A 16,244-nucleotide genomic window follows, 5' to 3' on the forward strand; every position below is an offset into this window, starting at 1 on the left:
GCGCGTGAGCTCGTCCAGCGTCATGACGGCTGCACCCGCAGACTCAGATCGGGAGCCGTGCACCGTATGTCCGTCGTGTTCGTGTCGTCACTCTCCGACAGATGCGGTATATTTGAGTCAGACAAAATAAGTCGACGACCCAATCGGGCCGCCTTGGCGCGGCGTCGTGCAGAGTGATGCCGTGCCGCAGAGATGGAGGAACACGGAATGTCTGTACTGACGATCGGCGATCAGTTTCCCGATTACGAGCTCACGGGTGTGGTGCCCGGTGATCTGAGCAAGGTCGAGGCGAACAAGCCGGAAGACTTCTTCACGACGGTCTCGTCGAAGGACAACCCCGGCAAGTGGCGTGTCGTCTTCTTCTGGCCGAAAGACTTCACGTTCGTCTGCCCGACGGAGATCGCGGCCTTCGGCAAGCTGCACGATGACTTCGCAGATCGGGACACCGTCGTCATCGGCGCTTCGGTCGACAACGAGTACACGCACTACGCATGGCGTCGTTCGCACGAAGACCTGCGCGATCTGCCTTTCGTGATGGCCAGCGACATCAAGCGCGAGCTGGTCACAGCCACCGGTGTGCTGAACAAAGACGGTGTGGCCGACCGCGCCACCTTCATCATCGACCCGAACAACATGGTGCAGTTCGTCATGGTCGACGCAGGCTCGGTCGGGCGCAACACCGACGAGGTGCTGCGTCAGCTCGACGCGCTGCAGTCTGACGAACTCTGCGCCTGCAACTGGCAGAAGGGCGCAGCCACCATCGACGCGTTCCACGAACTGGTGCACTGATGACCATCGAGAACCTGAAGAACGCACTGCCGGACTACGCCAAAGACCTCAAACTCAACATCGGCACGCTGCTGCGCGATTCGACGCTGACCGAGCAGCAGCTCTGGGGCGCGATGGCGGCCACGGCTGCGGCGACGAGAGTCGAGTCGGTCATCGTCGAGGTCGTCGGCGAGGCCAAAGAGCATCTCGACGAGACGGCGCTGAAAGCGGCGCTCGGTGCGGCCTCGATCATGGGCATGAACAACGTGTTCTACCGTGCCCGTCACTTTCTGCACGGCACCTATGACGATCTGCGTGCGGGCCTGCGCATGAACATCATCGGGTCTGCAGGAGGCGTCGACAAGGCCGACTTCGAACTCTGGTCGCTGGCCGTATCGGCGATCAACGGGTGCGAGCAGTGCCTCGACGCTCATGAGGCGACCGTGCGTCGCGAGGGCATCTCTCGTGAGCAGGTCTTCGAGACGCTGCGCATCGCTGCGGTGATGGCGGGCATCGGCCAGGCGATCACGCTCGCCGAGGCAGTGGAGATCTGATCCGGCTGCCTGAGCCACAGGACGAACCTCAGACGCGAAGGTCAGCAGAAGTCTGACCGCACGCTCTCGGCGTGAGTCTTCCCGGCTGCAGCTGGAAGGGGCCGGCCCGCATAATGCGGTGCCGGCCCCTTCCTCATCTGCGGGTGAGCCACACGGCTCTTCACCGGCCGAGGTGCTTCGGTTCGGGCTCCGATCACCGGCCAGCGCGGCAGGTGCCGAGCGCAGACGAGTACAGCAGCCAGTCGGGCAGATCAGCAAGGAACGCATCCCGCGTCTCATCGGACCCGGCAGCCCGCCAGTCGACGGTGTCGTTGATCTCGATCTCGAACTTGCGCCACTCGAACCAGTTGATCATGCGGATCTGTGGATACTGCTCATGCACGGAGTCGTCGAACACCTGGTTCCACCACGCCTGCTTGACCGTCAGCTCGTCGGCTCCGCCACGTGACGGCGTGTAGATGGCTGCCGTCTCGGGAATGCCGATGGGCTTGCCGTGCTGCTCGCCGTAGACCGCGTAGAAATCTGGCAGAGCCGAGTCGTCGCCAGCTGTGCCCTGATATGTGCCGGTGAGCATATCGGTGAACTTCGTTCTCTCGATCAGCGGGTCGTTGTCGCCCCAAGGGCGCTGATTGCCCCAGTGATAGAGCGAGACTCCCGCCCAGTCGACGACGTCATCGCCCGGATAGTAGGGGGCATACGGGTCGTCATGCATGGTGATCGTGCCGTCGCCGTCAGTGTCGAGAAGGTGGTGATCGACACTGCCCGGAACCGCGGCGAACTGGCCGCCGACGAAGGGATAGCCGCCGCCGTAGTTCGGAGCCCACATCATCGAGCTTCCGGGGGCACCGTCGTAGACGGCCTCGGCGACGCGCCGAAAGACCTCACGGTACGCCGTCGGCTGCTGGCCCCAGGCGTACCAGGAGCCGTTCATCTCATGGGCCAGCCTGACGATCACCGGCACGCCCGACGCATTGAGGAATGCGAGGTCGGCGACCAGCTTGTCGACGACTGGTTCGCTGAGCGTGGTGAGGCCGCCGTGCGGTTCCAAAGTGAGAAGCAGCGCCCCGCCGGTCGCTCTGACCTGGGCGGCCGCCTCGACGGTATGCTGCCACGTCTCGTCATCATAGGGAATATCCGTGAACTGAACGACGACTGCGGGGTCATGCGACAGCGACTTGCCGTGCTCGGCCAATGACTTGGCCTCCCAATCGAGGTTCACGCCCAGCAGCACGCCGTCATCGGTGCTGTCGAGCAGGTCTCGATCAGTGATCGCGCACTGAGCCGCAGTGGGCTCGGGCGGAAGCGCCTGCCGCATTCCCAGAGTGATTCCTGTGGCGGACAGCGCCATCAAGACGACAGGAACGACGACGGATGCGCGTGTTCGACCAAGTCTGCGGGGTCGATTCTCAGAGGTGTTCATGTCAGACTCCAATGCAATCGGATGCGGCGGTCAGGAGGCCCGGAATGCCGAGCAACAGGAAGACTGGAAAAGGTCGACGTCAGTCTGTGCTGTCTGCAGCCGCCGGCGTGATGGCGGTCACCGTGATGGCGATGGGATGCGCCGCATCGCCCAAGGGTGCACCGGCAGAGCGCGGGGAGTCGGAGACCGCACCGACCAGTGCTCGGCACGATCTGACTTGGGGCGTCTTCCTGCCGCACGACGGGCAGGCGTCGAGCGACTATGCACACGTGACCGAAGTGGCCGGTGACACGCCTGACTACCTCATGCGATTCGCAGCGCTGGACGATCCGGTGCCGGTCGACGGCATCCGTGCAGACTTCGCTCAGGGAGCCACCCCGGTCGTGGCGCTGGAGCCCTGGCAGCCCGGGGCAGGCGTCGATCAGCCGTCGTACGCACTGCGCACGCTGGCCGCCGGAGACCATGACGTCGCTCTGCACCGCTGGGCGCAGGCGCTGGCCGTCGTCGAGGCGCCGATCATCCTGCGCTTTGGCCACGAGATGAACGCGAACTGGTATCCGTGGGCTGTCGGCGTCAACGGCAACACCGCCGAAGAGTACGTGCGGGTCTGGCACCGGCTCGATCGGATACTGGCCGAGCACAGAGCCGACAACGTGCAGATGCTCTGGTCGCCGAACGTCAAGGTGAGCGGCGTGACGACCCCGATTTCCGACACCTTTCCCGGTGCCGAGACCGTCGACCTCATCGGGGTGAGCGGGTACAACTGGGGCGACGGCGAAGGGCACCACTGGACCGAGCCGGCGGAGCTGTTCGGGGCGTCGCTCGACGAGCTGAGAGCGTTGGAGACGACGGCGCCGCTGCTGATCTCGGAGACGGGTTCCGCAGAGGACACCAGCGCCACCCGGCGCAAAGCCGCGTGGATCGACTCTCTGATGCGGCTGAGCGCGAGACAGGAGCGCCTCTTGGGGATCATCTGGTTCCAGATGGACAAAGAACGAGACTGGCGCATCGACTCCAGCCCCGAGAGCGCTGCGGCGTTTCGGCAGGCGCTCAGCGAACTCGCCTGAATGCGTCGGTCGGCCGCCGCCGCACTCATCTGACATCGTTCCTCCGTGTGCTCGCGTGTCGTGCGGTGAGAGACGGCTGTCGACGGCGCCCCCGCGGCTGAGCGACTGCCGGCGCAGGGTTCCAACGCAGGGCGTCAGCCTCCTGCCGATGTATCGGCGTCAGCAGATCGAGCCGGTAGGCCTCGTGCGCACTGCGCATGGCCGCCGACAGCCCGAACAGGCGCAGGTCTGCTCCCTCGGCCCGGACGAGATGCAGCAGCTGCAGCATTCCCGCCAGCCCCGCCGGCGTGACCTTCCGAACCTCGGAGACGTCGATGAGCACCAGACGGTCTTCGCTCAGGAACCCGGCGACCTCATTGCGCAGTCGCAGGGCGGCACGAGAATCGAGCGTCATCGCATCCGGAGTGAAGACCACCGCATCGGCTCGGTCCGAGATCGGCCCGCACAGTGCTGTCGCAGTTTCTGAGACACACGCGTCTCGGGTCGCCGCGGCAGCGTCCTGCCTGCTCGCCGCCGCGGCCACCAGATCGGCGAACAGTGCGTCCTCAGCAGGCGAGGGCTCTCGCACGGCATTCGGATTCGGCCCGCGATAGATCGCCGCTGGAACCACGACCGAGAGCAGAACGACGTCCAGAGCCGTCCAGCCGAAGGCCAGCAGCGACGCCTGAAGATCGGTTGCTCCGATGATCAGGCGAACCCCGCCGATCAGACCCGCTACGAGCAGCAGCGACAGCGCCACCAGCTGCGGCATGACCACGCGGAATCCACCACGAGCGGCTCCGTCGGCCGACTTGGGAGTGACGGCGAACTGCACCGGACGGCCGATGAGGGCAGAGAGCACGCCGTCGACCGAGGCGCGCATCCAGGTGGGGAAGAGCGCGATCGACATCTGCTGACCTCGCCACAGCCCTCGACGACGCCAGCCTGTGACGATGAACAGCAGCTGGCAGAGCACGAAGAGCGGCATGAAGCGCACGGCGAAATCGATCGCACTCGCCTCCATCGGTGCGATGCCGAGGGTGAGAAACACGATCGGAGCGCTCAACAGAGCCACCGCAGCGAAGCCGCTGAGGTAGCTGGTCATGGTGGCGAGATACATGAGCCGCTGCCCGATAGACAGCCCGCGCACGACCAGCGGATTCTGCGTGAAGAACACCTGCATCGTGCCGGTCGCCCAGCGGTGCCGTTGAGCGAGAGCGTCGCGAATATGCTCGGGCGCCAGCCCGCGCACCAACACCTCGTCGTGGAAGACGCTGGACCAGCCGAGTGCATGCAGATGCATGGCCGTCGCCATATCCTCGGTGATCGAGGTGGTGCGCACCGGCTGCACGGCGAGCGCAGCATCGCTGCGTGTGACGGTCATGCGCTGCTGCACGGCGTCGATCGCCTCAGCCACCTCGAGGGGAAGAATGGCCTCCATGCTGCACGCCGTGCGCACACAAGCACGGAATCGCAGCACGACGGCCGCCAACGGCTGTGCCCGCCGAAGTGAGCCGGCAGCCTCATCGATCGCAGACAGCACGTCTGCGAGCACATATGCGGCAGCCTGGTCGGTGGCCCGCACCGACCTGCGAAGCGCCGTCAGCCGATGCCGGGACCGACGCAGATGCCGGTGGATGCGCACCCGGGCGCGTGAGGGAATGCGCTTGAGTCCCAGAGCCATCACCGCTTCGCGACGCAGCACCGCGTTGGAGCCGCAGAAGAAGGCGGCGTCCCAGCCGTCCTTGCCCTGCTGGATCGGGCCGTAGAAGAGCTCGGCTCTGCTGCCGAGCGGGTCGCGCCGCCCGATGTTCCAGAACTCTTGGGGAGTCTGCACGAAGGCGACGCGGTCGTCGGTGAAATACCCGAGCACGGCGTCCAGGAACGAGGGCTCAGGCACCTGATCGGCGTCGAGCACGGCGAAGAACTCTCCATCTGTGCGAAACAGGGCGTTGTTGATGTTGCCGGCCTTGGCGAGACGGGGCCGGCCCTGCCACTCCGGGCCTCGCGTGATGTATCCGACACCGATGCGTCGCGCAGCCAGACGGAACTCGGGGCGGTCCCCGTCGTCCAGAATCCAGGTGTGATGCGGGTATCGAATCTTCTTGGCGGCGATCGCCGTGCGCAGAACGAGCCCGAGCGGCTCGTCGTACGTCGTGATGAACACGTCGACGGTGCGCCCCGGGGGAGCGGCAGGCGGACGTGGACGTTCTCTGGCATTCCAAATCGTCAGCGCGTAGAGCAGCGACTCCGAGAGGTAGTAGGTCTCGGCGACCACCAGCGGAACTGCGAGCCATGCAGCAGACCAGGCGATGGTCTCCGACCACCGCCAGACGATGTATGCGGTGCCGAACCCCGCGACGAGAACGGCGATGAGACGTGCGAACAGCAGTCTGGAAGGGGACATAATGGACGCCTCCACGGCAGGATCAAGGCTGGAATCAGATGAGAGCGCGGCGCCTGTCAGCCGTAGAGCGGCAGGTGCCGGGAGCCTGTCGACGGATCGCCGGGAGCAGAGGCTCACACGGTGTCATCGTCGATTCAGCGGCCACAAGAAGACGCCCACGGGACGGGGGCGCCCCCTGACGGAGATCAGGCGGTCAGACTGCGGATGGAACGAGAGAAGCGGTCAGTGCGGTTGGGGACTGCCGACGAGCGCGTGCTTTCGCCCCAAAGTACTTTGCCCACTGTGCACAGCCGAAGACATGGATGTAACCATTGAGTGAAATGATCGGCGACACAACGAGCTCGCGACGTCGCTAGTCTTGACAGGGTGACGACCAATCAACAGTGTCAGGCAGTGCTCTTCGACCTTGACGGCGTGCTGACGCCGACGGCGCTGGTGCACGAGCGTGCCTGGAGTCAGCTCTTCGAGCGCGCGTTCGCACACTTCGGCGTCGAACGCCCTTACACGACAGACGACTATCTTCGGTTCGTCGACGGGCGCCCACGCTATGCCGGGGTGGCGGCGGTGCTCGCTTCTCGAGGGGTGACCCTCGACGAGGGTGCGCCAACCGACGCTCCGGGGTTCAGCACGGTCTGTGCACTGGGCAATCTCAAGAACGAGCTCTTCACCGAGGTGCTCGCCCGTGACGGCGTCGAAGCCTATCCGGGGTCGAGGGCACTGCTCGACGCGTTGCAGCGCCGGGGCACTTCCGTCGCCGTGGTCTCCAGTTCGCGCAACGCCCGACGTGTGCTCGAGGCCGCGGGGCTGCTGCAGCGTTTTTCGGTGATCGTCGACGGCGCCTACGCGGCTGAGCGCGGGCTCGCCGGCAAGCCCGCCCCCGACACGTATCTCGAGGCCGCACGTCGTCTGCAGGTCGATCCGCGTCATGCCGTCGTCGTCGAGGATGCGCTCTCGGGAGTGGCCTCGGGGCGTGCCGGCGGGTTCGGCCTCGTGGTCGGTGTCGACCGCGGAGCCGGTGCCGCCGCGCTTCGCGAGCACGGCGCGGACGTGGTCGTCACTGATCTCGCCGAGCTCATCGAGACCGATGACGAACTGCCAACATCAGCCGAGTCATCCGCAGAACAGAGTGAAACGGGCGAGAGGAAGCACGCATGACGACATCCGGACGTCTCGCGTTGGGGCGCGAGTGGAGCCCGACCGACATCGACCGAACGCGATTTCGCATCGACGAGTGGGGGCTGCGCGAAGATCGCTTCAACGTTGACGACATCGGCATCACCGAGACGCTGTTCGCCGTGTCGAACGGATACATCGGCTTTCGCGGCAACTTCTCAGAGGGACGCTCCAGCTACGAGCAGGGCACGTATGTGAGCGGGCTGCACGAGACCTGGGAGATTCGTCACGCCGAAGAGGCCTTCGGATTCGCCAAGGTCGGGCAGAGCATGATCAACGCTCCCGACGCGCGGCCGATTCGCGTCTACGTCGACGATGAGCCGTTCATACCGGACAAGGCCGAGATCGTCGACTACCACCGTCGTCTTGACTTTCGCACCGGGCAGCTCACCCGCGATGTGGTCTGGCGAACCCCGGCCGGCAAACGAGTGCGCATCACATCGTCGCGTCTGGTCTCGTTCACGCAGCGTCACCTGGCGCTGCTAACCCTCACAGTGACGATGCTCGAAGGGGATGCCCCCATCGCGATCTCGTGTCAGATCATGAATCGGCAGGATGGCGAAGACGACTTCGGCGTGCGCCAGCATGCGCTGGGCAAAGGGATCGAGCCGCGCAAGGCGAAGCAGTTCGAGCACCGAGTGTTCCTGCCGCGCTATCGCATGCAGAACGATCAGCGCAGCGTGCTCGGCTACCGCGTGGCCGAATCAGGCCAGACGATCGCGGTGGCAGCCGATCACCTCATCGAGACGCGCAACGCGTATCGAAGTTCGCACACCATCACCGACGACCTCGCCCGCAACGTGTTCGAGGTGGATGCGCGCGAGGGAGTGCCCACGACGGTGACCAAGTTCGTGACGTATCACACGTCGAACGGGTATCCCGTGCAGGAGCTCGTCGATCGCTGCGTGCGCAGCCTGTCACGGGCACACGAGTACGGGGCCGACGGGCTGCGTCGGCAGCAGCGACGCTGGCTCGACGCGTTCTGGGAGCGGTCAGACGTGCGCATTCCTGGGCAGCCGGTGATCCAGCAGGCGGTGCGCTGGAATCTCTTCCAGCTCATTCAGGCCTCTGCACGTGCCGAAGGATGGGGTGTGCCGGCCAAAGGCCTCACCGGGTCGGGATACAGCGGCCATTACTTCTGGGACACAGAGGTGTTCGTGCTGCCGTTTCTCTCGTATACCAACCCTGACGTCGCCCGCAACGCCCTGCGTTTTCGCGTGCAGATGCTGCCACAGGCCCGACAGCGCGCCGAGCAGCTCGGCGTCGAAGGGGCGCTCTTTCCGTGGCGCACCATCAACGGCGAGGAGTCATCGGCCTACTACGCCGCAGGCACCGCGCAGTATCACCTCGATGCCGACATCACCTATGCAATCGCGAAGTACATGGGGGCGACGAGCGACTACGAGTTTCTCGCACGCGAGGCGATCGACGTGGTGGTCGAGACCGCGCGCATGTGGGCTTCGCTGGGGTTCTGGCGAGGGAAGAACGGAGAGCGCAGCTTCAACATCCATGGCGTCACAGGGCCTGACGAGTACACCACCGTCGTCAACAACAACCTGTTCACGAACGCCATGGCGCAGTTCAATCTGCGCTATGCGGTGAGCGCGCTTGAGCAGATCTCCCAGCTGCGCCCTGACGACGCGCTGCGCGCTCGCGAACGGCTCGCCGTCACCGACGACGAGATCCGCCGTTGGGAGCTGATCGCCGATCGTATGGAGCTGCCCTTCGACGAGCACTTCGGCATCCACCCTCAAGACGAGCAGTTTCTCAATCGCGAGATCTGGGACGTCGAGAACACCCCGCCCGAGCAGCGACCGCTGCTGCTGCACTTTCATCCGCTGGTGATTTATCGGTTCCAGGTGGTCAAACAGGCAGACGTCGTACTCGCCCTCTACCTGCGCAGCGATCTGTTCAGCGACGCCGAGAAGCGCGCAGACTTCGAGTACTACGAGCCGCTGACCACCGGAGACTCCACACTCTCTGCAGGCGTGCAGTCGATCGTCGCCGCCGAGGTCGGCTACCAGGAGCTCGCCTACGACCACTTCATGTGCTCGCTGTTCACCGACCTCGACAACCTGCACCGCAACACGGAGGACGGTGCCCACATCGCATCCGCCGGAGGCATCTGGAGCACCATCGTCAGCGGCTTCGGCGGTCTGCGCGACGTCGGCGGCGTGCTGCGCTTCGACCCTCGGCTGCCTGCCGGGTGGCAGGAGCTCTCGTTCCCGCTGGCGCAGGCCGGCACACGGGTGCGCTTCACCGTCACGCGAGACACGTTCTTCGCCGAGGTCGAGGAGGGAACGCAGCTGACCTTCTGGGTGCGGGCACAGCGTTTCGTGGTGCGAGCCGGTGAGCCGGTCTCGGTGGTGCTCGACGGCCAGGGGCCGATCATCGAGGGCGAGCCGGACATCGATCAGCTCGAGGGCTTCCGGCGTGAGGACGGCACGCTGCTCACGACGTCGATCCCCGTGGTGACGAGCGAGATTCCGATCGTGCACGGGTCGGTCAGCGCCTGAGCCGACGAATCGAGGTGCGTATGCTCCGAGTCGTATATGTCGCTGCGTCGGAACTCGGTGAGACACGCCAAAACGTCGGCGCATGACTAGCATGGCTGGTATGGGCATTCGAAACGAACGTGCGGCAAATCTTCCGGCCAAACTCTCGCGAAGCTGGCTTCTCGCGCCGCCACATGACGAGCAGTCGCTGCTCGACGCACTGGCGAGTGAGGCAGACTCCGTCGTCTTCGACATCGAAGACGGCATTCCAGACGAGGGCAAAGACGCCGCTCGCGCACTGGCAGCCGACGCACTGAACAACGGGATGAGCGCGTGGGTGCGCATCAACCCGGCAGGCAGCGAGCTGTGGCACCGTGACCTCGACGCGCTGCGTGGCGCCGAGGGACTGCGCGGCGTCATGCTTGCCAAGACCGAGACCGCTGAGCAGGTCGCACTCACCGGGCAGGGTCTCAACCCGGGCACACCGGTGGTGGCGCTGCTCGAGAGCGGCCTGGGCGTCGAGAACGCGCCGTTCATCGCAAAGGCCCCGGGAACCTTTCGGCTCGCCTTCGGCGTGGGCGACTTTCGGCGAGACACCGGGGCGGGCAACACCGCCTTGGCACTCGCGTACGCACGCTCACGTCTTGTGGTGGCTTCGCGCGTCGGCGAGCTGCCCGGGCCCATCGACGGGCCTGTGCTCAGCGACGACCCCGCCGTGATCACGGCGGCCTGCCAGGTCACGGCTGAGATGGGCATGACCGGCAAACTGGTGCTCAAGCCGCATCAGACGGCCCAGATCAACGATCACCTCGCACCCACGCAGTCTGAGATCGCTTGGGCGCGCGACCTGCTCGACAAAGACGCACAGGGCGATGGGGGAGCTGACGGCAGCTACCTGCCGCGACTGTCTCGTGCGAAGAAGATCAGCCGCCTCGCCGCGTCGTTCGGTCTGTGGAACAGCTGATCGAACAGACGTCCCGCACAGATGCAGAAGGGCCGGCGCACGAAGTGCGCCGGCCCTTCTGCTCCGGTGTCGTGACGAGCCTGACGCTCAGCACGACACCGGGCACATGATCACTTCTGGTGTTCGGCCAGACGCAGCCACGTGTCGACGACCGTATCGGGGTTCAGCGACATCGAAACGATGTGCTGATCAAGCAGCCACTCGGCAAGATCCGGGTGATCGCTCGGGCCCTGACCGCAGATGCCGACGTACTTGCCGGCTGCATTGCAGTGCTCGATCGCCATTGCCAGCAGCTTCTTGACCGCCGGGTTGCGCTCGTCGAACTCGTCGGCGACCAGTGACGAGTCACGGTCGAGGCCGAGCGACAGCTGCGTCATGTCGTTCGAACCGATCGAGAAGCCGTCGAAGTACTCGAGGAACTCGTCGGCGAGCAGCGCATTGCTCGGGATCTCGCACATCATGTAGATCTCGAGGCCGTTCTCGCCGCGCTTCAGCCCGTTGTGCTCCATCAGCTCGATGACGTTTCTGGCCTCTTCGACCGTGCGCACGAACGGCACCATCAGCTTCACGTTGGTGAGCCCGATCTCGTCGCGCACGAACTTCATGGCCCGGCACTCGAGTTCGAAGCAGGCCCGGAAGTCAGGCGAGACATAGCGCGAGGCACCGCGCCAGCCGAGCATCGGGTTCTCTTCATGGGGTTCGTAGCGCGCTCCGCCGACCAGGTTGGCGTATTCGTTCGACTTGAAGTCGCTCATGCGCACGACCACGGGCTTGGGGGCGAACGCCGCAGCGATCATCGAGACGCCCTCGGCCACGCGTTTGACGAAGTAGTCGGTGGGGCTCTCGTATGCCGCGATGCGCTTCTCGATCTCGGCTTTGAGCGCGGGCTCCTGGTCGTCCAGTTCCAGCAGCGCGCGCGGGTGGATGCCCACCTGGCGGTTGACGATGAATTCGAGTCGGGCGAGACCGACTCCGGCGTTCGGCAGCTTCGCGAAGCTGAAGGCCTGATCAGGCGTGCCGACGTTCATCATGACCTTGACCGGGATCTCAGGCATGTGATCGAGTTCTGTGCGCTTGAGCTCGAAGTCGGCGATGCCGTCGTAGACGAATCCGGTCTCGCCCTCGGCGCAGGAGACGGTGACCGATCTGCCGTCGGCGAGGGCGTGCGTGGCGTCGCCGGTGCCGACGACAGCGGGGATGCCGAGCTCGCGCGCGATGATCGCGGCGTGGCAGGTGCGCCCGCCGCGGTTCGTCACGATGGCGCTGGCGCGCTTCATGATCGGCTCCCAGTCAGGGTCGGTGATGTCTGCGACGAGCACTTCGCCCTCGACGAAGTCGACCATCTGATCGAGCGAGTGCATGACGCGCACCGGCCCGGCGCCGATGCGCTGACCGATGGCACGACCCTCGATCAGCACGTCGCCCTTGCCCTCTTCGCCGATGCTGAAGCGCTCGAGTGCCGATGAGTCGTCGCGCGAGCGCACCGTCTCAGGCCGGGCCTGCAGCACGTAGATGCGGCCGTCGACCCCGTCTTTGCCCCACTCGATATCCATCGGGCGCCCATAGTGCTCTTCGATGGCCAGTGCATGCCGGGCCAGCTCCTGCACCTCGTCGTCGGTCAGGCTGAGCCTGAGACGGTCTGGCTCGGCGACGTCGACGAACTCGGTGCTGCGACCGACGGTCTGGTCGTCGGTGTAGATCATCTTCAGCGCCTTGCCGCCGACAGAGCGCTTGAGAATGGCCGGTCGGCCGGCACGCAGCGCCGGCTTGTACACGTAGAACTCGTCGGGGTTGACGGCACCCTGCACGACGCCCTCGCCGAGGCCGAACGCGCTGGTGATGAACACCGCGTCGTCGAAGCCCGACTCAGTGTCGAGAGTGAACATCACACCGGAGGCGCCGATGTCGGAGCGCACCATTCGCTGGATGCCCGCCGACAGCGCGACGTCTTCATGGCTGTAGTCGTTGTGCACGCGGTAGGCGATCGCGCGGTCGTTGTAGAGCGACGCGAACACCTCTTTGATGGCGGCCAGAATGTGGTCGATGCCACGCACGTTCAGAAAGGTCTCCTGCTGACCGGCGAACGAGGCGTCGGGCAGATCCTCTGCGGTGGCAGAAGAGCGCACGGCGAACGAGACGGCCGTGGGATCGTCGTATGATCCGGTCAGCGTGTCGAAGGCGCTGCGGATGTCGGCCTCGAGTGCCGAGGGGAACGGCGTGTCGCGAACCTTCGCACGGATGTCTTTGCCGGCCGCAGCCAGGGCAACCACGTCATCCGCATCGAGATCGGCAAGGGTCTTGAAGATGTAGTCACGCACACCCGACTCGTCGAGGAAGGTGTGGAACGCAGCCGAGGTCGTGGCGAAACCCTCGGGAACGTTGACGCCTGCCGATGAGAGGTTCTGAATCAGCTCACCCAACGAAGCGTTCTTGCCGCCGACTTTGTCGATGTCATCGAGGCCGGCCTCGGTGAACCACAGGACGTTTTCTGACACTGGTCTCCTTCAGAGGTAGTGGTGTCGATGGATCATCATCGTCACCCTGCAAAAAAGTATAGTCACGATATGTTTCCGCGTGGTGACACGGTCGCACAGGTCACTTGCGCAGGCTCATGCTGTGCAGAATCACAGACGACATCTCTTCGATCGACTTGCTCGCCGAGTTGACGAAGGGAATGTTGTGACGCCGGTACATCTCTTCGGCGTTGCGCAGCTCGTAGCGGCACTGGTCGAGCGACGCATAGCGTGAGTCGGGGCGGCGCTGCGAGCGCACCTCGCTCAGCCGCTGGGGAGTCGAGAGCAGCCCGAAGCACTTGTCGGCCAGGGGAGCGATCGGCGCCGGGAGTTCGGTCGAGCCGAAGTCTTCGTGGATGAGCGGGTAGTTGGCGACCAGCACGCCGTGCTGAAGCGCCAGATACATGGTCGTCGGCGTCTTGCCGCAGCGTGACGGGGCGATGAGGATGATGTCGCTGCGATCCAGCGCACGCAGACTCTGGCCGTCGTCGTGTTCGATCGCGAACTCCACGGCATGCATGCGGGCGTTGTATCGCTCGAGGTCGCCCTGACCGTGCGCGCGGCCGGGCGAGTGACTGGCCTCAGTGTGCAGCGTCTGCTCGAGACGCTTGGTCGCCTCGCCGAGCAGATCGATGACCAGAGCCCCCGAGGCGGTGAACACCTCACGGATCTCGTCTGAGACCACGGTCGAGAAGACGAGGGGAATGGGCTGCGTCTTCGAGAGCGAGTCGATGTGGCGCACCACGGTGCGCGCGTATTCGACGGTGTTCACGAACGGGATCGTGGCGCGGATGAAGCTGTCGTTCGGAAACTGCGTCAGCAGTGTGTTGCCGAGGGTCTCGGCCGTGATGCCGGTGCCGTCCGACACGAAGAAGACGGAATGCGTCTCGCGCTCTGTGATCATGACTGCCTCTCTGCCGGCGACGGGTTCCACGATACCGCAGAGAGGCCGACGAGTAGGGTGCTGCTATGACCCAAAGCTTCCGCTGGCCGCAGACCGAGGTGACGCCGGCCTGGGCCCGGCCGCGCGTGCGCGCCGAGGTCTGGATCGTGCTCGGGCTCACCCTCGGCCAGTCGGCGGTGTTCGCCGTGCTCTCGCTGCTGCGCAAGCTGACGGCCGAGGGTGGCCTCGGTGCGCAGACGAGCACGCTGAACGCCAGTCAGGCGTCGCAGCCCTGGCTCGATCTGCTGATCCAGCTGGCGCAGATCGGCTTCGGCCTGGTGCCGGTGCTCCTGGTGCTGTGGCTGCTGGCGGCTCGGTCGTCGGAGCCTGCCGACCGATGCTCCGGCGCGGGCTTCACCGGCGCCGGCTTCGCAGCAGGCGCGGCCAGACTCGGTCTGCACGACCTCTGGAGCAGGCGCGCATGGGGCCGCGGCTGTCTGCTGGCGGCGGTGATCGGGCTGCCCGGCCTCGCGCTCTACGCCGTCGGGCGGCTGCTCGGGCTGACCGCGAACGTCGTCCCCGCAGCGCTCGATGCGCATTGGTGGAGCATCCCGGTGCTGCTGCTCGCAGCCGTCGAGGCCGCCGTGCTCGAAGAGACCATCGTCTCGGGCTGGCTGGCGATCCGCCTGCGCGAGATCGCGTGGGGATGGCCGGCCGTCTTCGTCGCTGCCGCCCTGCTGCGCGGCTCGTACCACCTGTATCAGGGCATCGGCCCGTTCGTCGGCAACGCGGTGATGGGCGTGGTCTTTCTCTGGGCGGCCCGACGGTGGGGCGGAGTGGCCCCGCTGGTGGTGGCCCACTTTCTGCTCGACACCTGCGCGTTCGTCGGCTGGCAGCTGGCCGGCCCCTGGCTGCTGTCGACCGGTCTGCTCGGCTAGGTCGCGCGTCGGTCGGCCAGCGGCCGATCGATCAGATGCCGGGCAGTTCGAGCGGCACCGGATGCATCTCGTGACGCATCTGGATGAGCTCGCGAGCGTGTGAGCGCAGGTGGCGATCCTCGTCGCTGACCGGCTCCCACTGCGGCACGTCGGTGGCGTGCCCGTCTTCGCCGACGACGACCAGCACGGTCATGCATCGAGTCGTCAGGCGCAGGTCGTTGGGCCGCTTCGGGTCTGCCGTGCGCACCTGGGTGCTGACGTGGATGCTGTGCGGCGTCGTCAGCAGCAGGCGCGAGCGGATCTCGACGATGTTGCCGATCGGAATCGGGTTGATGAAGTGGATGCCGCCCGAGTAGACGCCGACCACGTCGTGTTTGGCCCAGCTGCTCGCGCAGGTGTTCGCCGCTTCGCCGATCCAGCGCATCACCGTGCCACCGTGGGTCTTGCCGCCCCAGTTGGCATGCTGCGGCGCGGCCAAGAAACGGAAGACCGTCTCTGGTGCGGTGCCGTAAGTGGTGTATGCCTGCGAGGCCATCGACTGGCGGATGCGGCGGCGGGGCTCGATGCGCTCGATGGCCGCCTCGTGCAGCTGGCGTTCGGTGTCGGTCTGCGGGCTCCACTGCGGAACCTGCGCCGGCGTGCCGTTCTCGTCGACGGCGACGAAGATCAGGATGCAGTCGCAGGCCGGCTGGTAGGCGCGAGTGCGCACGTCGGCCGATTCGACGCGCACGAGCACGTGCATGCTGGTGCGGCCGGTGTGGATGATGCGGGCATGCGCAGCGATGATGCTGCCCGGGGCGATCGGACTGTTGAAGTGGACGTTGCCGACGTACGCGGTCACGCAGTACGACGAGCTCCATCCGACGGCGCAGGCGTAGCCCGCACGATCGATCCATTCGAGGACGCGGCCCTCGGCGATTGAGGTGCCGGTCTTCGAGACCTCTTGAGGCAGGGCCATGAAGCGCAGCGTGATGTGATCTTCTGGCGACGTCGCATCGCTGTCGGCGGGGGATGAGCCGGTGGGCTCTGACGGATGAGGGTCAGTGAGCATGCACATACCCTAGTCGATTCGCCCGCGGCGGC

General features: G+C 65.5%; 12 protein-coding genes. 7 read left to right on the forward strand and 5 right to left on the reverse strand.

What is annotated here, in order from left to right:
* Positions 1-207 precede the first annotated feature (207 nt).
* Positions 208-789, forward strand: a complete 582-nt coding sequence (locus F8O08_RS06070) for a peroxiredoxin (protein ID WP_158038162.1) — start codon at positions 208-210, stop codon at positions 787-789.
* Positions 789-1,322 (forward strand): carboxymuconolactone decarboxylase family protein, encoded by a 534-nt coding sequence (locus F8O08_RS06075; protein ID WP_158038161.1) that lies wholly within the window; start codon positions 789-791, stop codon positions 1,320-1,322. Before F8O08_RS06070 ends, F8O08_RS06075 begins: the two co-directional genes overlap by 1 nt.
* Before the next feature lie 193 nt (positions 1,323-1,515).
* On the opposite strand, the gene F8O08_RS06080 is transcribed toward F8O08_RS06075, so the two are convergent.
* Complete coding sequence (locus F8O08_RS06080; protein ID WP_158038160.1) at positions 1,516-2,742, reverse strand: glycoside hydrolase family 26 protein; 1,227 nt, start codon at positions 2,740-2,742, stop codon at positions 1,516-1,518.
* 44 nt (positions 2,743-2,786) lie between these two features.
* On the opposite strand from F8O08_RS06080, the gene F8O08_RS06085 reads away from it, so the two are divergent.
* A complete protein-coding gene (locus tag F8O08_RS06085; protein WP_192496884.1) occupies positions 2,787-3,809 on the forward strand; it encodes a glycoside hydrolase family 26 protein in 1,023 nt (340 codons plus the stop codon).
* A 25-nt stretch (positions 3,810-3,834) separates the two neighbouring features.
* Here F8O08_RS06085 and F8O08_RS06090 read toward each other — a convergent pair whose 3' ends face one another.
* Positions 3,835-6,195, reverse strand: a complete 2,361-nt coding sequence (locus F8O08_RS06090; RefSeq protein ID WP_158038158.1) for a glycosyltransferase family 2 protein — start codon at positions 6,193-6,195, stop codon at positions 3,835-3,837.
* Positions 6,196-6,561: 366 nt separating this feature from the next.
* Here F8O08_RS06090 and F8O08_RS06095 point away from each other — a divergent pair, with 366 nt between their 5' ends.
* The 3 genes from F8O08_RS06095 (at position 6,562) to F8O08_RS06105 (ending at position 10,827) form a co-directional block, all read left to right on the forward strand.
* Positions 6,562-7,350: an HAD family hydrolase gene (locus tag F8O08_RS06095; RefSeq protein WP_158038157.1), complete on the forward strand. Its 789-nt coding sequence runs from the start codon at positions 6,562-6,564 to the stop codon at positions 7,348-7,350.
* Positions 7,347-9,884: a glycoside hydrolase family 65 protein gene (locus F8O08_RS06100; RefSeq protein ID WP_158038156.1), complete on the forward strand. Its 2,538-nt coding sequence runs from the start codon at positions 7,347-7,349 to the stop codon at positions 9,882-9,884. Before F8O08_RS06095 ends, F8O08_RS06100 begins: the two co-directional genes overlap by 4 nt.
* Before the next feature lie 100 nt (positions 9,885-9,984).
* Complete coding sequence (locus F8O08_RS06105) at positions 9,985-10,827, forward strand: HpcH/HpaI aldolase/citrate lyase family protein (RefSeq protein WP_192497725.1); 843 nt, start codon at positions 9,985-9,987, stop codon at positions 10,825-10,827.
* A 110-nt stretch (positions 10,828-10,937) separates the two neighbouring features.
* Here F8O08_RS06105 and ppsA read toward each other — a convergent pair whose 3' ends face one another.
* Positions 10,938-13,322 (reverse strand): phosphoenolpyruvate synthase, encoded by a 2,385-nt coding sequence (gene ppsA / locus F8O08_RS06110; RefSeq protein ID WP_158038155.1) that lies wholly within the window; start codon positions 13,320-13,322, stop codon positions 10,938-10,940.
* A 100-nt stretch (positions 13,323-13,422) separates the two neighbouring features.
* Positions 13,423-14,244, reverse strand: coding sequence for a pyruvate, water dikinase regulatory protein (locus F8O08_RS06115; RefSeq protein ID WP_158038154.1), 822 nt, complete (start codon positions 14,242-14,244; stop codon positions 13,423-13,425).
* Between the two features lie 65 nt (positions 14,245-14,309).
* On the opposite strand from F8O08_RS06115, the gene F8O08_RS06120 reads away from it, so the two are divergent.
* Entirely contained in the window at positions 14,310-15,161 is an 852-nt protein-coding gene (locus F8O08_RS06120; RefSeq protein WP_158038153.1) for a CPBP family intramembrane glutamic endopeptidase, read from the forward strand.
* Positions 15,162-15,192: 31 nt separating this feature from the next.
* Here F8O08_RS06120 and F8O08_RS06125 read toward each other — a convergent pair whose 3' ends face one another.
* Positions 15,193-16,212, reverse strand: a complete 1,020-nt coding sequence (locus F8O08_RS06125) for an acyl-CoA thioesterase (protein ID WP_158038152.1) — start codon at positions 16,210-16,212, stop codon at positions 15,193-15,195.
* Positions 16,213-16,244: the final 32 nt, after the last annotated feature.

The sequence above is a fragment of the Pseudoclavibacter sp. CFCC 13611 genome, from assembly GCF_008831225.1.
Lineage (GTDB): Bacteria > Actinomycetota > Actinomycetes > Actinomycetales > Microbacteriaceae > Pseudoclavibacter_A.

Bases quoted from the DNA above. Each gene is read 5' to 3' on its own strand.
- F8O08_RS06070 (WP_158038162.1), top strand. From the start codon at position 208: ATGTCTGTACTGACGATCGGCGATCAGTTTCCCGATTACGAGCTCACG.
- F8O08_RS06075 (WP_158038161.1), top strand. From the start codon at position 789: ATGACCATCGAGAACCTGAAGAACGCACTGCCGGACTACGCCAAAGAC.
- F8O08_RS06080 (WP_158038160.1), bottom strand. From the start codon at position 2,742: ATGAACACCTCTGAGAATCGACCCCGCAGACTTGGTCGAACACGCGCA.
- F8O08_RS06085 (WP_192496884.1), top strand. From the start codon at position 2,787: ATGCCGAGCAACAGGAAGACTGGAAAAGGTCGACGTCAGTCTGTGCTG.
- F8O08_RS06090 (WP_158038158.1), bottom strand. From the start codon at position 6,195: ATGTCCCCTTCCAGACTGCTGTTCGCACGTCTCATCGCCGTTCTCGTC.
- F8O08_RS06100 (WP_158038156.1), top strand. From the start codon at position 7,347: ATGACGACATCCGGACGTCTCGCGTTGGGGCGCGAGTGGAGCCCGACC.
- F8O08_RS06105 (WP_192497725.1), top strand. From the start codon at position 9,985: ATGGGCATTCGAAACGAACGTGCGGCAAATCTTCCGGCCAAACTCTCG.
- F8O08_RS06115 (WP_158038154.1), bottom strand. From the start codon at position 14,244: ATGATCACAGAGCGCGAGACGCATTCCGTCTTCTTCGTGTCGGACGGC.
- F8O08_RS06120 (WP_158038153.1), top strand. From the start codon at position 14,310: ATGACCCAAAGCTTCCGCTGGCCGCAGACCGAGGTGACGCCGGCCTGG.
- F8O08_RS06125 (WP_158038152.1), bottom strand. From the start codon at position 16,212: ATGCTCACTGACCCTCATCCGTCAGAGCCCACCGGCTCATCCCCCGCC.